This window comes from Marinomonas sp. G8-14 (assembly GCF_055808935.1).
In genome coordinates, this window is record NZ_CM147891.1 from 1,107,234 (window position 1) to 1,121,344 (window position 14,111).

Sequence of the window (14,111 nt, forward strand, 5' to 3'; positions counted from 1 at the left end):
CTCCTCAATGTCTTTATTTGAAATACGGAGACCAAGATGGCTCTCGTACATCACCCTCTGCTGATGGTATCCTATATTTAACTAGGCCATCAACGGATACTACGGCTAAGATACCCTTTCCTTGATAGGTTGTGGCATACATCACCATGCTACCATTCGGTGCAATGCTAGGCGATTCGTCTAAGTAAGTCTCTGTAAGAGTCTGAACTCGGCCTGTTTTCATATCCTGTAAAGCAATATGATAATTACCATCATTCTTTTGAACAGTGACAAGATAACGACCATCTGGCGTCATTCTTGCTCTAGTATTTAATTCACCTTCAAATGTGACTCTTTCTACACGCTTACTATTTACATCTAATCGATATATTTGCGGGTTACCGCCACGATCAGACGTAAAAATTATTCCTTTGCCATCTGGTTCCCAGCTTGGCTCTGTATCAATAGCATAGTGGTTTGTCATACGCTCTAATTTTTGCGTCGCGATATCCAAAGTATAAATCTCTGGGTTCTCATCTTTAGACAATACCAATGCTAATTTTTTTCCATCTGGAGACCAAGACGGTGCTCCATTTAATCCTCTAAACTGAGCAATTTGCTGACGTCTGCCTGTTGCCAATTCTTGAGTAAAAATACTAGGACGGCGATTTCTAAACATCACATACGCTATGTTACGACCATCCATACTCCAAGAAGGAGATAAAATTGGCTCTTTCGACTCAACAATAACCTGTGGTCTATGGCCATCAGCATCCGCTACCTGTAATTTAAACAAAGGGGATTTTTTATTTCCCTCTGCAGTAACATATAATATTCTAGTACTAAATGCGCCCTTTGACCCTGTCAATAATTCGTAAACTTTGTCACTAATATAATGAGCCGCATCTCTTAAATTTCTCGCGCTAACGTCAATCGAGTTATGTCTTTCAACAGGTTTTTGACTCAACACATTTAGCAACTCAAAGCCAACTCTATACTGATTGTTTGGCAATTTTTGCACTGTACCAATAACCACATAGTCGCTCTTTAGTAAACGCCAATCACGATAAAAAACATCTGCCTCTCTTGTCGGCATACTTAACATGTTAGCGCGCGGAACCGGCTGAAACAAACCACTACGAGCTAAATCGTCTTCGATAATTTGTGCTACGTCCTCAGGTAGAGCGTCCATTCCAGCGTAACCAAAAGGGACCACCGCAATAGGAAGCAACTGATCTGCACCACTGGTTATTTCAATAACTAATTGGTACTCTAGCTGAACTCACAAATACTAAACACGTAAATAGTATACTCAACCATTTTTTAAACATCATTAGTTTCTCAAATCCTGCGGGTTAAAAATTAAATCTACCTGACGGAAATTTCGCTCAAAAACATAAGAGTCTACTTTTGCAAGCTCCTCTATTCGCCTTACCTTATAAACAGCATCAACGGCTCTTTGGTCAAATAAGGCATCACCACTACTTTTTGTTACTTGAGCATTCATTACTTCACCAGTAGGCAAAAAATAAATACGCAGCTGGGCTACCATATTATTTCGTGCACTAGGCGGACGAATCCAAGCTGCCGTTACTCTGTTATTAATTAAGCTACTAATAGATTGAACCATTTGCGCTTCTGCCACGGCTCGTTCCTTCGCTTCTTCTGCAGCCGCTTTGGCTGCCGCTGCTTCCGCTTTTTTCTGCTCAGCTAAGCGGGACGCTTCTTCTTGCCGCTTACGCTCTTGTTCAGCCAAACGATCTGCTTCAGCTTGTTTTTTTCGCTTTTCTTCAGCTAAGCGATCTGCCTCAGCCTTACGCTCCAACTCTTTACGCTTCTTATCGTCAGCCTCTTTCTCAGCTAAACGCTTTTTTTCTGCTTCTTGAGCTAAGCGTTTTGTTTCAGCTTCTTGAGCTACGCGTTTCTGCTCGGCTTCTTGTGCTTGACGCTTTTGCTCATCTTCTCTTTTTCTCTGAGCGTCTTCTTTCTCTTTAGCCTCTTTGGCTTGGGCAAGCTGTCTTTGCTTGTCTTCCAATGCTTTTCTTTCCGCTTCTTTTTTGCGATTTTGTTCAGCGTCTTTTCGCTTCTCTTCTGCAACCGCAGCCTGCTTTTGAGCCTCTCTCTGTTCTGATTCACGCTGACCTATGATTGTTTGCGAAACATCCACGACGGTAGCATTAACAATTTGAGGCTTTTTGGGTTTTGGCGGCTCAGTATCACCAAAGTCAATCACCACTAAACCAGCCACAACAATACTAGCGTGCAAACCTACAGCCAGTACTGTTGGAATACTATAACTATCACTGCGTAGCCATTTCATTAATTCGTTTCCGGCTCTGTCACTAAACCAACATTTGGAACACCAGCCCCTTGCAAAGCCACCATCAAACCAATCACATCTCCATATGGAACATTCTTATCACCCCTAACCAAAACAGACATTTTTGGGTTCTGGCTCAAAACTTTGCGTACTCTATCTTGTAATTCGGATAAAGCAATAGATTCTTGCTTGCCACCCACATCTAAATAAAATTTACCCTTAGAATCTACCGATGCAATGAGAATATCGTTCTCATCATCCTGTATTGGTGTGGCATTTGCATTAGGCAGTTCTACGTCAACACCCTGAGTCAGCATTGGTGCTGTGATCATAAAAATAACCAATAATACGAGCATAACGTCAATATACGGAACAACGTTTATTTCCGCCATTGGGCGACGTTTATTTCTTCTGCGTGAACGAGCCACTATACAGCGCCTCCCTCTCTAACATGCACCTTGCGATGTAATATACTTGTAAATTCATCTGCAAAGTTCTCGTAACTAGAGCCAAGCGATTCTGCAGTTGAAGAAAAACGGTTATAAGCAATAACGGCAGGTATCGCTGCAGCCAAACCTATGGCTGTTGCAATAAGAGCCTCAGCAATACCTGGTGCTACGGTAGCTAATGTTGCCTGCTGAACCTCTGCCAAACCAATAAACGAATGCATAATCCCCCAAACAGTCCCAAAAAGACCGATATAAGGACTGGTAGAGCCCCACTGTAGCCAAAAAAGGTAGATGTTGATCTAACTTTTCTTCTTCACGGTACAGTGCCACTCGCATTGCGCGCTGAACGCCATCCATAATAGCCTCAGGGTCTACATTATGACTCTGCCTTAAGCGAGTGAATTCTTTTATGCCGGATGTAAAAATATTTTCCATCCCCTCCACTTTTCGACCTTCCTGAGTAAGCTTACGGTAAAGCTGACTGAGATCAATGCCAGACCAAAAATTCTCTTCAAATGTAGCACGAACTCTTTTTGCTTCTTTTAACACTCGAATTCTTTGAAATATAACAATCCATGAAAAGATGGAAGCAGCTAATAACGTCAACATAACAAGTTGAACAACGAAACTAGCACTGGCGATAAGTCCCCAAATTGACATTATTAACCTCTATTTAAAATCCGTAGGTAGTTGGTAATTAAAATGCTCATAAGCACGCTTCGTAACTTGACGCCCTCTTGGTGTCCGAATTATGAAGCCCTGCTGAATCAAAAACGGCTCTATAACATCTTCTATTGTATCTTTGTCTTCACCTAACGCTGCTGAAACACTGTCTAGGCCAACAGGCCTCCCGTCAAACTTTTCTATCATGGTCAATAGCATACGCCTGTCTAAATGGTCAAAGCCTTGGCTATCTACACTTAACATATCTAACGCCCTTTGAGCAACTTTTTGCCCTACAAGATGCTCGCCACTCACTTGGGCAACATCGCGCACTCGACGAAGTAGACGATTTGCTATTCGAGGTGTTCCCCTTGATCTTCGAGCCACTTCAAAACACCCTGAGTGATCAAGTTGCATCCCCATTTTTCCTGCGGATCTAGCAACTATCGTTGTTAGTGACTCCACATCATAAAACTCTAGGCGCTGCACAATACCAAATCGATCTCGCAAAGGAGAGGTTAGCAAACCTGCCCTAGTTGTTGCTCCGACAAGAGTAAAGGGAGGGAGTTCAATTTTAATTGATCTTGCTGCTGAGGCCTCGCCGATCATTATATCAAGCTGGTAATCTTCCATTGCCGGATAGAGTACCTCTTCAATAGCTGGACTCAGACGATGAATTTCATCAATAAATAAAATATCACCTTCGTTTAAATTCGTTAACAAAGCAGCAAGATCCCCAGCCCTTTCCAAAACAGGACCAGATGTTGTTCTTACTTCCGCCCCCATTTCATTGCCAATTATGTGAGCAAGCGTAGTCTTACCCAAACCAGGAGGCCCAAAAATAAGAGTGTGATCAAGCGGCTCGTGGCGCTGCCTGGCCGCTTCGATAAAAATCTCCATTTGCTCACGAACGACAGACTGCCCTATGTACTCTGCAAGCGCCTGCGGACGTATTGCCCGATCGACTTGACGATCATTACCTTTTAGCTCAGCAGAAATAATTCTATCGTGCTCAATCATGCTTATTGCCTTAGCATACCTTTTAGGGCTGCTTTTATTACATCTTCACTGTTTGCTGCATCAACCGGAATACCAGCAATGGCTTTGGCCGCTTCTTGAGGCTTATAACCAAGAGAAATAAGCGCAGCTTCAGCCTCTTGCCTTGGATCCGCCTGTACTTGTCGCAATACGGCTGGCGCAGAAAAGAGATCGTTCTTCGCAGCTTGACCAAGTTTATCTCGCAACTCAATAATTAAACGCTCAGCGGTTTTTTTGCCAACGCCAGGGATGCGGGTCAAAGCGGTGACATCGGATTCTTGTACATTACCAATCAGCTCTTCAGCTGACATACTAGATAAGATTGCTAACGCCATTTTAGGGCCAATACCATTCACTTTGATGAGAATACGAAACAGAGCACGCTCATTTTTATCAATAAAGCCATAAAGAGTGTGAGAATCTTCTTTTACTAGCAAATGAGTATATAAAGTGACTATGCCACCCACTTGAGGTAAATCATAAATAGTGGTCATGGGTGAGGCTCACTTCATACCCAATTCCACCCACATCAACCAGCAGTTCTGGCGGTGCTTTTTCAACCAAAGTACCAACGATTCGACCAATCACAATGACTTCCTTACATCTTGTTCAGTCCAGCGTTTAGATGAACGCCCCGCTCGTTTCCCAACACCATACTCTAAACCGCCTGAAGTACGTGTATTGGCATGACACAGAGCAATAGCCAAAGCATCTGCCGCGTCTGCTTGAGGCTTAGAAGACAGATTTAACAACAATTGCACCATAGACTGAACTTGACTTTTATCCGCGTTACCGTTGCCAACAACGGACTGCTTAACTCTTCGAGCGGCATACTCATGCACCGCAAGCTCTCGCAAAGATGCCGCCACAATGGCAACCCCCCGTGCTTGGCCAAGCTTTAGTGCAGAATTCGCGTTTTTCGCCAAAAACACTTCCTCAATAGCAAACTCATCAGGCTTATATTCTTCCAATAATACAGAGATATAATTAAAAATATGCTTTAACCTGACAGACAAAACTTCGTCAGGCAATTTAATACACCCACTATTCACATAGTGAGTTTTGCCATTTATGACGTCTATAATGCCAAAGCCTGTTATTCTAGAGCCCGGATCAATCGCTAAAATTCTGGTCATGATCATAAATTTTTACGCCCTGCATAGTTACTGTATATTTCAACAGCCCTTTACAAAGTATGCAATGCCAAAACACAAAAAAGACCGCATATTAGCGGTCTTTTACATTTTACTTGCAATTCTTTAACATAACTCACTGTTTTAAGGCGATTTAATCGCTAAAAAACTAAGATTCAGCGATTGGCTTTCTGACGCGAATATTTAATTCCTTTAATTGTTTCTCACTTACCTCACCTGGCGCCTGAGTTAGTAGGCAGGTAGCACTTTGCGTTTTAGGGAAAGCAATAACGTCACGAATCGAGCTAGAGCCCGTCATTAGCATCACAAGGCGATCTAAGCCAAATGCTAAACCACCATGTGGCGGCGCACCGAATTTAAGTGCGTCTAATAAGAAGCCAAATTTCTCTTCCTGCTCTTCCTTAGTGATATTTAGTAACTCAAATACAGTTTCCTGCATTGAAGCCTGGTGTATACGAATAGAGCCACCACCAAGTTCTGTACCATTTAACACCATATCATACGCTTGTGATAGTGCAGTCAAAGGGCTTGCCTTAAGATCTTCTGGAGAACAAGACGGTGCAGTAAATGGATGGTGAATAGCTGTGATTCCGCCATCACTTGTTTCTTCAAACATTGGGAAGTCCACAACCCACAATGGCGCCCATTTACAAGTATAAAGATCTAAATCTTCACCTAGTTTGCAGCGAAGCGCACCAAGAGCCTCATTCACAACCTTGGCAGAGTCTGCACCGAAGAAAATCAAGTCACCATCTTGAGTCCCCAAGACGATCAAGCAAAGCTGCGCGAACATCTACAGGCAAGAATTTAACGATCGGTGACTGCAAACCTTCTTCAAGATTTGATTTGTCATTTACCTTGATGTAAGCCAAACCTTTTGCACCATAAATACCAACAAATTTGGTGTAGTCATCGATTTGCTTGCGAGTCAACGCATTTCCACCAGGCACTTTTAACGCAGCAACGCGGCCTTTTGGATCGGTGGCTGGGCCAGAAAATACTTTAAAGTCTACGTCAGCCATCAAGTCAGATACAGTCACAATGGTCAACGGAATCCGAAGATCCGGCTTATCACTGCCATACGTTTCCATTGCCTTGGAATAAGGCATACGTGGAAACACACCCAAATCAACATTCATTAGCTCTTTAAACAAGCTAACAATCATCGTTTCTGTCATCGCCATAATGTCTTTTTCACTCATGAACGACGTTTCAATATCGACTTGAGTGAATTCTGGTTGGCGATCTGCTCGTAGATCTTCATCACGGAAACATTTTGCGATTTGATAATAGCGATCAAAACCAGACACCATCAATAGCTGCTTGAAAAGCTGAGGGGACTGAGGAAGCGCAAAAAAACTACCCTGCTGAGTACGGCTAGGCACTAAATAATCACGCGCGCCTTCTGGTGTTGCACGCGTCAAAATAGGCGTTTCAATGTCTAAAAAGCCATTGCCATCCAAATAACGACGTAGAACAGATGTCACCTTTGAACGAAAACGCATTTTTTGCTGAATTTCAGGGCGACGCAAATCGATAAAACGATTTTTCAAGCGAACATCTTCACCAACAGATTGATGCTCATCCAACTGAAATGGAGGTGTTTTTGCCACGTTCAGAATTTCAAGCTCAGTACCAAGCACTTCAATTTCGCCAGTACGCATATTTGGATTAGTTGTCCCTTCAGGACGAGCGCGCACCACACCTTTTAGCTTAACAACAAACTCATTACGAACACTGTCGGCAAGCGCAAAACTTTCAGCACGATCTGGGTCAAAAACGACTTGAGTGATACCTTCACGATCGCGAACGTCTAGGAAGATAACGCCACCGTGGTCACGACGACGATGAACCCAACCGCATAGGGTGATTTCTTGTGAAATATTAGAAGCATTTAACTCGCCGCAATAATGGCTGCGCATAATTTCTTTCCTATTACTTTCTCAGTAAGAGAGTGATTTTTTCTTAGAACGTTTTCCATTCGATCAGTAATGTTAACTGAATTTTAAGCTCTGAATAGAATAACAGAATATTTTAAGGCAAAGCATTATATGCGAACCGAGTCCGACTCTCTAGGGTCTGAACCAAATTTGTCCAACACAATAGACGCATTATGCAATGCTGGTGATTTCATAAGCGATTTGTCGACTATTTTGAGGCAAATCGACCTCATCACCCAACATTTTCCCCAATAATCTTTTACCAACGGGTGTTGAGGCGGTAACTAAGTAAACCGTTTCTCCTTTAATTTCAACATTCAGTCCACCTGCGCAAGGCGATATGAAGAAATACTTCTTTATACCACTGAGTGGCTCCAGCTCAGATAGGGTTACCATACTCCATAGACCAACAGTACTATCTTCAGCAAAAGTAACAGGGGGTGTTTTGCTAAAAATCAACCAATCCTTTTCGCACTCTAATACACGCTGGGATTGGCCGTGAGCTAAATAAGAAGCCTCTAAGCCAAAAGTATCGTATTTATTTTCAGCAATACTTTCTTGATTCGTCGCCGCTTCATGCGCCTGTTTGGCCGCCCATTTTGCAGTTTCATAGCGGCGTAGTAATGCTTCTGTGACGGCTTTATATACATCTTGTTTATCCATCAGGATTTTATCCGCTTCGTTGAATTAGCCCATTGTAGCGATTCATTTTAATAAAAAAATCCATGACTTGCTCTCAAATAGCCTTACTGATGCCTAGCCTGAAGAAAGCGCAAGAAAATGTCTTTTAAAAATACGGACCCTTTAGTTGACACTATCAACCGACAAAACTAAACTGATAACTATTCTCATAAATTTCAAAAACAGGTTTCTATGAAGGAAAAAATTGCCGAGTCACTTCATCAACTCATACACAGTTATCGCCATCATTTACGTGAGGAAGCGTTAAATTCAGGAATTTCAATCCCTGTCAGTCATATTCGCTCTCTTAAATGCATTCGTAGAATTCCAAATTGCCATGCCAAAGACATAGCAGAGAGGCTTTCTCTCGATAAATCACAAATCACTCGAGTTTTAAAAGAATTGGTCAGCCTGGGTTATGTTAAAAAAGTACGCAATCCAGACAACCACCGCAGCCAGCTACTGAGCCTCACTGAATCGGGTGACGCATTACTCAATAAACTCATGACGCTCGATCAACTGGCCGTCGAAAAGATGACACACCATTTAACTGAGCAACAAATCGTTGATTTCATTTACATTGCAGAAATGATGACGAACACCCCTTATCCATCACTTTGTCATAAACAAGATTCAGGAGCCACTAATGAATAGACCACTACCACGAGAACTTACTGTAATCAAAAAGGCACAGATCACAACCAACATGCTCCGAGTAACATTAGGTGGCGACAATATACACACCATTCCAGCAAACCAAGAAAGCGGCTACGTCAAACTCATTTTTCCAAGAGAGGATCAAAAACCGTGCGTCCGAACCTATACCATTAGACACCAGCGTGCAGACGAAATAGACATTGATTTCGTACTTCATGAAGATAGCGGTCCTGCGTCATCTTGGGCAAAGCAAGCACAAGCTAACGATTTAATCCTTGTTGGTGGTCCTGGACCAAAAAAACTCATCGAAGCAGCGGATTGGCACATTTTTGTTGGCGATATGACGGCCCTCCCCGCAATTAGTGTCAACCTAGAAATGCTTCCGCAGGATGCAAAAGGCTACGCCATTATTGAAGTCATTTCTCAAGAGGATATTCAGCCGTTAAGACACCCTAAAAACATAGAATTAAAATGGGTGATTAATCCGCACCCAGGCGAAAACGCTAACTTATTAGTGGAACAGGTTCAATTACTGCCATGGCTACAAGGTCAAGTTTCTGTTTGGGCGGCTTGCGAATTCAGTAGCATGAAAATGTTACGTGCATTTTTTAAAAAGGACGCAAAAATTGAGAAGGAAAATTTGTATTTATCTAGCTACTGGAAGTTAGGCAGCAACGAAGACCAGCATAAAGAAGTAAAGCGCATTGACTTAGAAGAAATGGAGCAATAACCATTGATTCATAAAAAAGCCAGCTTAAATAAGCTGGCTTTTGGTGTTTGCTTTATAACCGCACACTCTCAATGATCAAATCAACCACGGCATCCAGAGTTGATTCCGTAAGATGGGAATCGGCTATTGTCGGATTACCAACCAAGAAAGCGATCCCTGTCTGGCGAATTAACACCGCCTCTTGTTCCGACGCATCCGCTTTAACCAAGGCAACCACTCCTTGGCGCAGCAACAACCGCTCAAGGGTACTGCTTTGCTCCAATATGTCAGCCGATAGTGCAATAACGGCGGGCTTCTGCCCAAGTCTGGCGGCACGATCTTCTGCACTAACAATACTATCTTGATCAATTTCAGCGACAGCTTCTTCCACCATCCCAGCGCCAACCGTCACATTCGTGAGTCGATCAATAATAACCAATGCACCGGTAAAGCGACTATCCGTATATTCATCAAACGCAACTGGCGCATCGAACTGCAATACAGCATCAGCGATACCATTAAGCTCTAATGAATCTATATGGCTAACTTCCAGAGTATTGACATCCACTCGATGATTAAAGTGATGCACTTTACCAGGAACCGTTTGTGTACCTAATTTGAAGTCATACAACTTACCCGGCACTAACGGCTGATCCGCCATCCAAACAATAGAAGCGCGCAGTGTGGTTGCAATAAGCGGCTCTTGTCCAAGGTGTGACAGCATATCACCACGACTAATATCGATTTCATCTTCCAGCGTGATCGTAACAGCTTGCCCGGCTTTCGCTGCCTCTAAATCCCCATCAAATGTGACGATTCTTTCAACCGTAGACACTTTTCCAGATGGCAAAGCGACCACTTTGTCGCCAGGTTTCACAGCGCCTGCGGCAATGGTTCCAGAGAAACCACGGAAATCTAAATTAGGGCGATTCACATACTGCACAGGAAAACGGAACGAATCACGTTTCACATCACGATTAATCTGTACTGTTTCCAAAATCGACATGAGTGGACCGCCTTGATACCAAGGTGTACTCTCAGACGCGTTGACGACGTTATCGCCACGCAGTGCAGACATTGGTACAAAATGAATGTCTTCCGGCTTGCGATCGCCAAGCTGATCCACAAACGTCAGATAATCCTGTTTGATCTGATTAAACGTTTCCTCTGAAAAATTCACCAAATCCATCTTATTAATGGCGACAACAACATGCTTGATGCCCAACAAGGACGCAATATAACTATGGCGACGGGTTTGTGTTTGAACACCATAACGCGCATCAATCAAAATAATAGCAAGATCACAGGTAGATGCACCGGTCGCCATATTTCGAGTGTACTGCTCATGCCCTGGAGTATCCGCAATAATGAACTTGCGCTTTTCCGTAGAAAAATAACGATACGCCACATCGATTGTGATGCCCTGCTCACGCTCTGCTTGTAGACCATCGACCAACAAAGCCAGATCCACCTCTTCGCCCTGTGTACCAGACTTTTTACTGTCACGCTTCACGGCATCTAAGTGATCTTCATAGATCAACTTAGAGTCATGAAGTAAGCGGCCAATTAAGGTACTTTTTCCATCATCAACATTGCCACAGGTAAGAAGACGCAGTAAGTCTTTTTCTTCGTGTTGTTTCAAATAACCAAGTATGTCTTGGCTGATCAATTCTGACTGGTGAGACATTCTTTCTTTACTCCAAACTTAGAAATAGCCTTGTTTCTTCTTCTCTTCCATTGATCCAGATGAATCATGGTCAATCATTCGCCCTTGACGCTCTGAACTTTTTGTCAGCAACATTTCCTGAATAATCTCAGGCAAAGAAGCCGCTTCAGACTCAACAGCACCGGTTAATGGGTAGCAGCCCAATGTACGGAAGCGAACCGACTTCATTTCGGGCACCTCACCGTTTAACGGCATACGTTCATCATCTACCATGATTAAAGTACCGTCACGCTCTACTACCGGACGCTTCGCAGAGAAATAAAGTGGCACAATTGGAATGCTTTCCAAGTAGATATATTGCCAAATATCAAGTTCCGTCCAGTTGGATAATGGGAAAACTCGAATGCTCTCGCCTTTGTTTACTTTACCGTTGTAGATATTCCATAACTCAGGACGTTGGTTTTTCGGGTCCCAACGATGCTGTTTATCACGAAAAGAGTACACACGCTCTTTAGCGCGTGATTTTTCTTCGTCCCGACGAGCGCCACCAAAAGCCGCATCAAACCCATATTTGTTTAACGCTTGCTTTAATGCTTGAGTCTTCATGACATCCGTATGTTTAGAGCTACCATGCGTAAATGGCCCGATACCTTGCTCTATACCCTCTTGGTTCTGATGCACAATAAGCTCTAAACCAAGCTTAGAAACCATTTCATCACGGAAGGTGATCATTTCTTTAAACTTCCATCCGGTATCCACATGCATCAATGGAAACGGTGGTTTACCAGGATAAAACGCTTTCATGGCAAGATGCAGCATCACGGCCGAGTCTTTACCAATTGAATACAGCATCACTGGATTATCAAATTCTGCCGCTACTTCACGGATAATATGAATACTTTCCGCTTCTAGCTGTTTTAAGTGAGTCAGTCTTGCCTCTGTCATAATTTCCCATCTCTGTTGTCAGGCTTCAGCATTTTTTGAACTATAACATGCCTTTAGGTTATAAAAAGCATCTCATATAGACTTTAGTGGCATATGCATATTAAAAAAGCTTTATAAGGAGAACCTCTAAGGGAACAACTATTAATCCTCAAAATAACAACAAATACAGCACTTCGAACATAAAAAAAGGCCGATAAATCGGCCTTTTTTAAACACACGGTATCATTACTGACTACTGAGTTGTTGCTCTAGCATAAGTTGGTTAATTTGCTTACGCAGACGAATGATTTCAGCATTCACTTGTGTTCTAAATGCATCACTTGAATTGATTGCATCTTGGTGCTTCGTTAGCGTTTGTTGGATACTGACCATATCTGAAACGCTTGTATCAGCCGTTTGCTTATCAAGGGTATCCACTTTTTTCTGCAGTGAGCCTCAAATCTTGCAGAATCTGATCAAGACTAAGCTGCTGAGCTTGATTCTGCCCTACTTGAGCTGTGATAAGCTTAGTCTGACTCTCTTGCTTTGTTGCCAATGCTTTAACAGCATCATCAATCGTTGCAACTGAGGGAACCAGTTTATTGTACCCTGCCTCCACTTCATTAAATGCATCAGCCTGAACCGCGATAAGCTTGGATTGAGTTGACATATCATCACGCATGGTTGATAGCTTTTTCTGTAAATCATCAATGGCCGCTGTATTAGCAGCAATCGCCAGGCGGTTGGTGTCGTAGGCAACGCCCCATAATTTACGAATCTCACTGTCATGATTCTTCAATGTCTCTTCCAACGTCTCACCTTGTTTATTGGCAGAAACATCGGCAGCAAGAAGCTGATGATCAAGATTTTGTATTTCGCTTTTAGCACCATAAAGCTCATTTTTAAGCTGTGTATTTTGCTGCCACAACCAATAACCGGCTCCGCCAGAGACCAAAAGCAAAAGTATTAATAAAAAATATATGCCAGCAAGACTTTGCTTTTTGTGCACCACAATCGGGGCATGAGCCGGTCTTGCTGGGGTTGGGGCTGAAGAACCTTTAGGTACGCCAGTACCTGGCCTTCTTTCGCTGACTTCATCTTGATCCAGAGTCAGGCTTGGGATCTCAACATCATCGTCTCTTCGCATGGATATCTTATATAGTCGCTATTAACAGGAATTATGGAAAATTTCTCTAGAACAAACCTAAATAATATTATCTTAAGTTGTTCGGTGCTACTATATAATCACCATTAACTGCTTGATAACAAGCATTTTTCGTTAATAAAAAGCAAGGAGAATTGAAATGGCTTTTGAATTACCCGCTCTTCCTTATGCTAAAGACGCACTAGAGCCTCACATGTCGGTTGAGACACTTGAGTATCACCACGGTAAACACCACAACACTTATGTTGTTAAATTGAATGGTTTGCTTCCTGGGTCTGAATACGAAAACAAAACGCTTGAAGAGATCATTGTATCTGCTCCTGCGGGCCTGTTTTCAACAATGCCGCTCAAATCTGGAACCATACTTTCTTTTGGAACAGCTTAAGCCCAAATGGTGGTGGTGAACCGACTGGCGCTCTTGCTGATGCTATCAATGCAAAGTGGGGCTCTTTCGAAAAGTTCCAAGCGGCTTTTGATGACAAAGCAGTAAACAACTTTGGTTCTAGCTGGACTTGGTTGGTTAAAAATGCTGACGGTTCTCTAGACATCGTTAATACAAGTAATGCTGCAACACCAATGACAAGTGGTCAAACAGCGATCATTACTGTCGATTTGTGGGAACATGCTTACTACATTGATTACCGCAATGTTCGTCCTGACTACCTAAAAGGTTTTTGGGCACTTGCTAACTGGGAATTCGCGGCAGCGAACTTCGCAGCTTAAACCTATTTTCTGATTTGAAAATAGTGTTAGACCAGTCAAAAAA

General features: G+C 42.8%; 12 protein-coding genes and 4 pseudogenes. 3 read left to right on the forward strand and 13 right to left on the reverse strand.

Features of this window, described 5'->3' with window-relative positions; genetic code table 11:
- Positions 1-13: 13 nt before the first annotated feature.
- From tolB to AC0L6V_RS05645, 9 genes and pseudogenes are all read right to left on the reverse strand, one after another.
- The gene (tolB, locus tag AC0L6V_RS05605; RefSeq protein ID WP_265221108.1) at positions 14-1,210 is read right to left on the reverse strand and encodes a Tol-Pal system beta propeller repeat protein TolB; all 1,197 of its coding nucleotides are present in this window, start codon (positions 1,208-1,210) and stop codon (positions 14-16) included.
- A 102-nt stretch (positions 1,211-1,312) separates the two neighbouring features.
- Positions 1,313-2,299 carry a cell envelope integrity protein TolA gene (gene tolA / locus AC0L6V_RS05610; RefSeq protein ID WP_409419502.1) on the reverse strand — a complete coding sequence of 329 codons (987 nt, stop codon included), beginning with the start codon at positions 2,297-2,299 and terminating at the stop codon, positions 1,313-1,315.
- Complete coding sequence (tolR, locus tag AC0L6V_RS05615) at positions 2,299-2,727, reverse strand: protein TolR (protein ID WP_265221105.1); 429 nt, start codon at positions 2,725-2,727, stop codon at positions 2,299-2,301. The genes tolA and tolR overlap by 1 nt, the downstream gene beginning before the upstream one ends.
- Positions 2,727-3,408, reverse strand: a pseudogene (gene tolQ, locus AC0L6V_RS05620) (protein TolQ). The gene tolR and the pseudogene tolQ overlap by 1 nt, the downstream one beginning before the upstream one ends.
- Before the next feature lie 9 nt (positions 3,409-3,417).
- A complete protein-coding gene (gene ruvB, locus AC0L6V_RS05625) occupies positions 3,418-4,431 on the reverse strand; it encodes a Holliday junction branch migration DNA helicase RuvB (protein WP_265221103.1) in 1,014 nt (337 codons plus the stop codon).
- Positions 4,432-4,433: 2 nt separating this feature from the next.
- A pseudogene (ruvA, locus tag AC0L6V_RS05630) lies at positions 4,434-5,037 on the reverse strand (Holliday junction branch migration protein RuvA).
- Positions 5,034-5,591: a crossover junction endodeoxyribonuclease RuvC gene (ruvC, locus tag AC0L6V_RS05635; RefSeq protein WP_409419505.1), complete on the reverse strand. Its 558-nt coding sequence runs from the start codon at positions 5,589-5,591 to the stop codon at positions 5,034-5,036. The pseudogene ruvA and the gene ruvC overlap by 4 nt, the downstream one beginning before the upstream one ends.
- Before the next feature lie 160 nt (positions 5,592-5,751).
- Positions 5,752-7,525: pseudogene (gene aspS, locus AC0L6V_RS05640) on the reverse strand (aspartate--tRNA ligase).
- Positions 7,526-7,714: 189 nt separating this feature from the next.
- Positions 7,715-8,206, reverse strand: coding sequence for a transcription elongation factor GreAB (locus tag AC0L6V_RS05645; RefSeq protein WP_265221102.1), 492 nt, complete (start codon positions 8,204-8,206; stop codon positions 7,715-7,717).
- A 210-nt stretch (positions 8,207-8,416) separates the two neighbouring features.
- On the opposite strand from AC0L6V_RS05645, the gene AC0L6V_RS05650 reads away from it, so the two are divergent.
- Both AC0L6V_RS05650 and AC0L6V_RS05655 read left to right on the forward strand, forming a co-directional pair.
- Positions 8,417-8,878, forward strand: coding sequence for a MarR family winged helix-turn-helix transcriptional regulator (locus AC0L6V_RS05650; RefSeq protein WP_265221101.1), 462 nt, complete (start codon positions 8,417-8,419; stop codon positions 8,876-8,878).
- Entirely contained in the window at positions 8,871-9,611 is a 741-nt protein-coding gene (locus tag AC0L6V_RS05655; protein WP_265221100.1) for a siderophore-interacting protein, read from the forward strand. The genes AC0L6V_RS05650 and AC0L6V_RS05655 overlap by 8 nt, the downstream gene beginning before the upstream one ends.
- A gap of 52 nt (positions 9,612-9,663) precedes the next feature.
- Here AC0L6V_RS05655 and cysN read toward each other — a convergent pair whose 3' ends face one another.
- The 4 genes from cysN to AC0L6V_RS05675 form a co-directional block, all read right to left on the reverse strand.
- Positions 9,664-11,277 carry a sulfate adenylyltransferase subunit CysN gene (gene cysN, locus AC0L6V_RS05660; protein ID WP_265221099.1) on the reverse strand — a complete coding sequence of 538 codons (1,614 nt, stop codon included), beginning with the start codon at positions 11,275-11,277 and terminating at the stop codon, positions 9,664-9,666.
- An 18-nt stretch (positions 11,278-11,295) separates the two neighbouring features.
- Positions 11,296-12,201, reverse strand: coding sequence for a sulfate adenylyltransferase subunit CysD (gene cysD, locus AC0L6V_RS05665; protein WP_265221098.1), 906 nt, complete (start codon positions 12,199-12,201; stop codon positions 11,296-11,298).
- 225 nt (positions 12,202-12,426) lie between these two features.
- Positions 12,427-12,618: a hypothetical protein gene (locus AC0L6V_RS05670; protein ID WP_418138830.1), complete on the reverse strand. Its 192-nt coding sequence runs from the start codon at positions 12,616-12,618 to the stop codon at positions 12,427-12,429.
- Positions 12,605-13,327 (reverse strand): hypothetical protein, encoded by a 723-nt coding sequence (locus AC0L6V_RS05675; RefSeq protein ID WP_418138831.1) that lies wholly within the window; start codon positions 13,325-13,327, stop codon positions 12,605-12,607. Before AC0L6V_RS05675 ends, AC0L6V_RS05670 begins: the two co-directional genes overlap by 14 nt.
- A 157-nt stretch (positions 13,328-13,484) precedes the next feature.
- On the opposite strand from AC0L6V_RS05675, the pseudogene AC0L6V_RS05680 reads away from it, so the two are divergent.
- A pseudogene (locus tag AC0L6V_RS05680) lies at positions 13,485-14,068 on the forward strand (superoxide dismutase).
- Positions 14,069-14,111 lie beyond the last annotated feature (43 nt).

Coding starts and splice junctions, on each gene's coding strand:
- tolA (WP_409419502.1), bottom strand. CDS start 2,299: ATGAAATGGCTACGCAGTGATAGTTATAGTATTCCAACAGTACTGGCT.
- ruvB (WP_265221103.1), bottom strand. CDS start 4,431: ATGATTGAGCACGATAGAATTATTTCTGCTGAGCTAAAAGGTAATGAT.
- ruvC (WP_409419505.1), bottom strand. CDS start 5,591: ATGATCATGACCAGAATTTTAGCGATTGATCCGGGCTCTAGAATAACA.
- AC0L6V_RS05645 (WP_265221102.1), bottom strand. CDS start 8,206: ATGGATAAACAAGATGTATATAAAGCCGTCACAGAAGCATTACTACGC.
- AC0L6V_RS05650 (WP_265221101.1), top strand. CDS start 8,417: ATGAAGGAAAAAATTGCCGAGTCACTTCATCAACTCATACACAGTTAT.
- AC0L6V_RS05655 (WP_265221100.1), top strand. CDS start 8,871: ATGAATAGACCACTACCACGAGAACTTACTGTAATCAAAAAGGCACAG.
- cysN (WP_265221099.1), bottom strand. CDS start 11,277: ATGTCTCACCAGTCAGAATTGATCAGCCAAGACATACTTGGTTATTTG.
- cysD (WP_265221098.1), bottom strand. CDS start 12,201: ATGACAGAGGCAAGACTGACTCACTTAAAACAGCTAGAAGCGGAAAGT.
- AC0L6V_RS05675 (WP_418138831.1), bottom strand. CDS start 13,327: ATGCGAAGAGACGATGATGTTGAGATCCCAAGCCTGACTCTGGATCAA.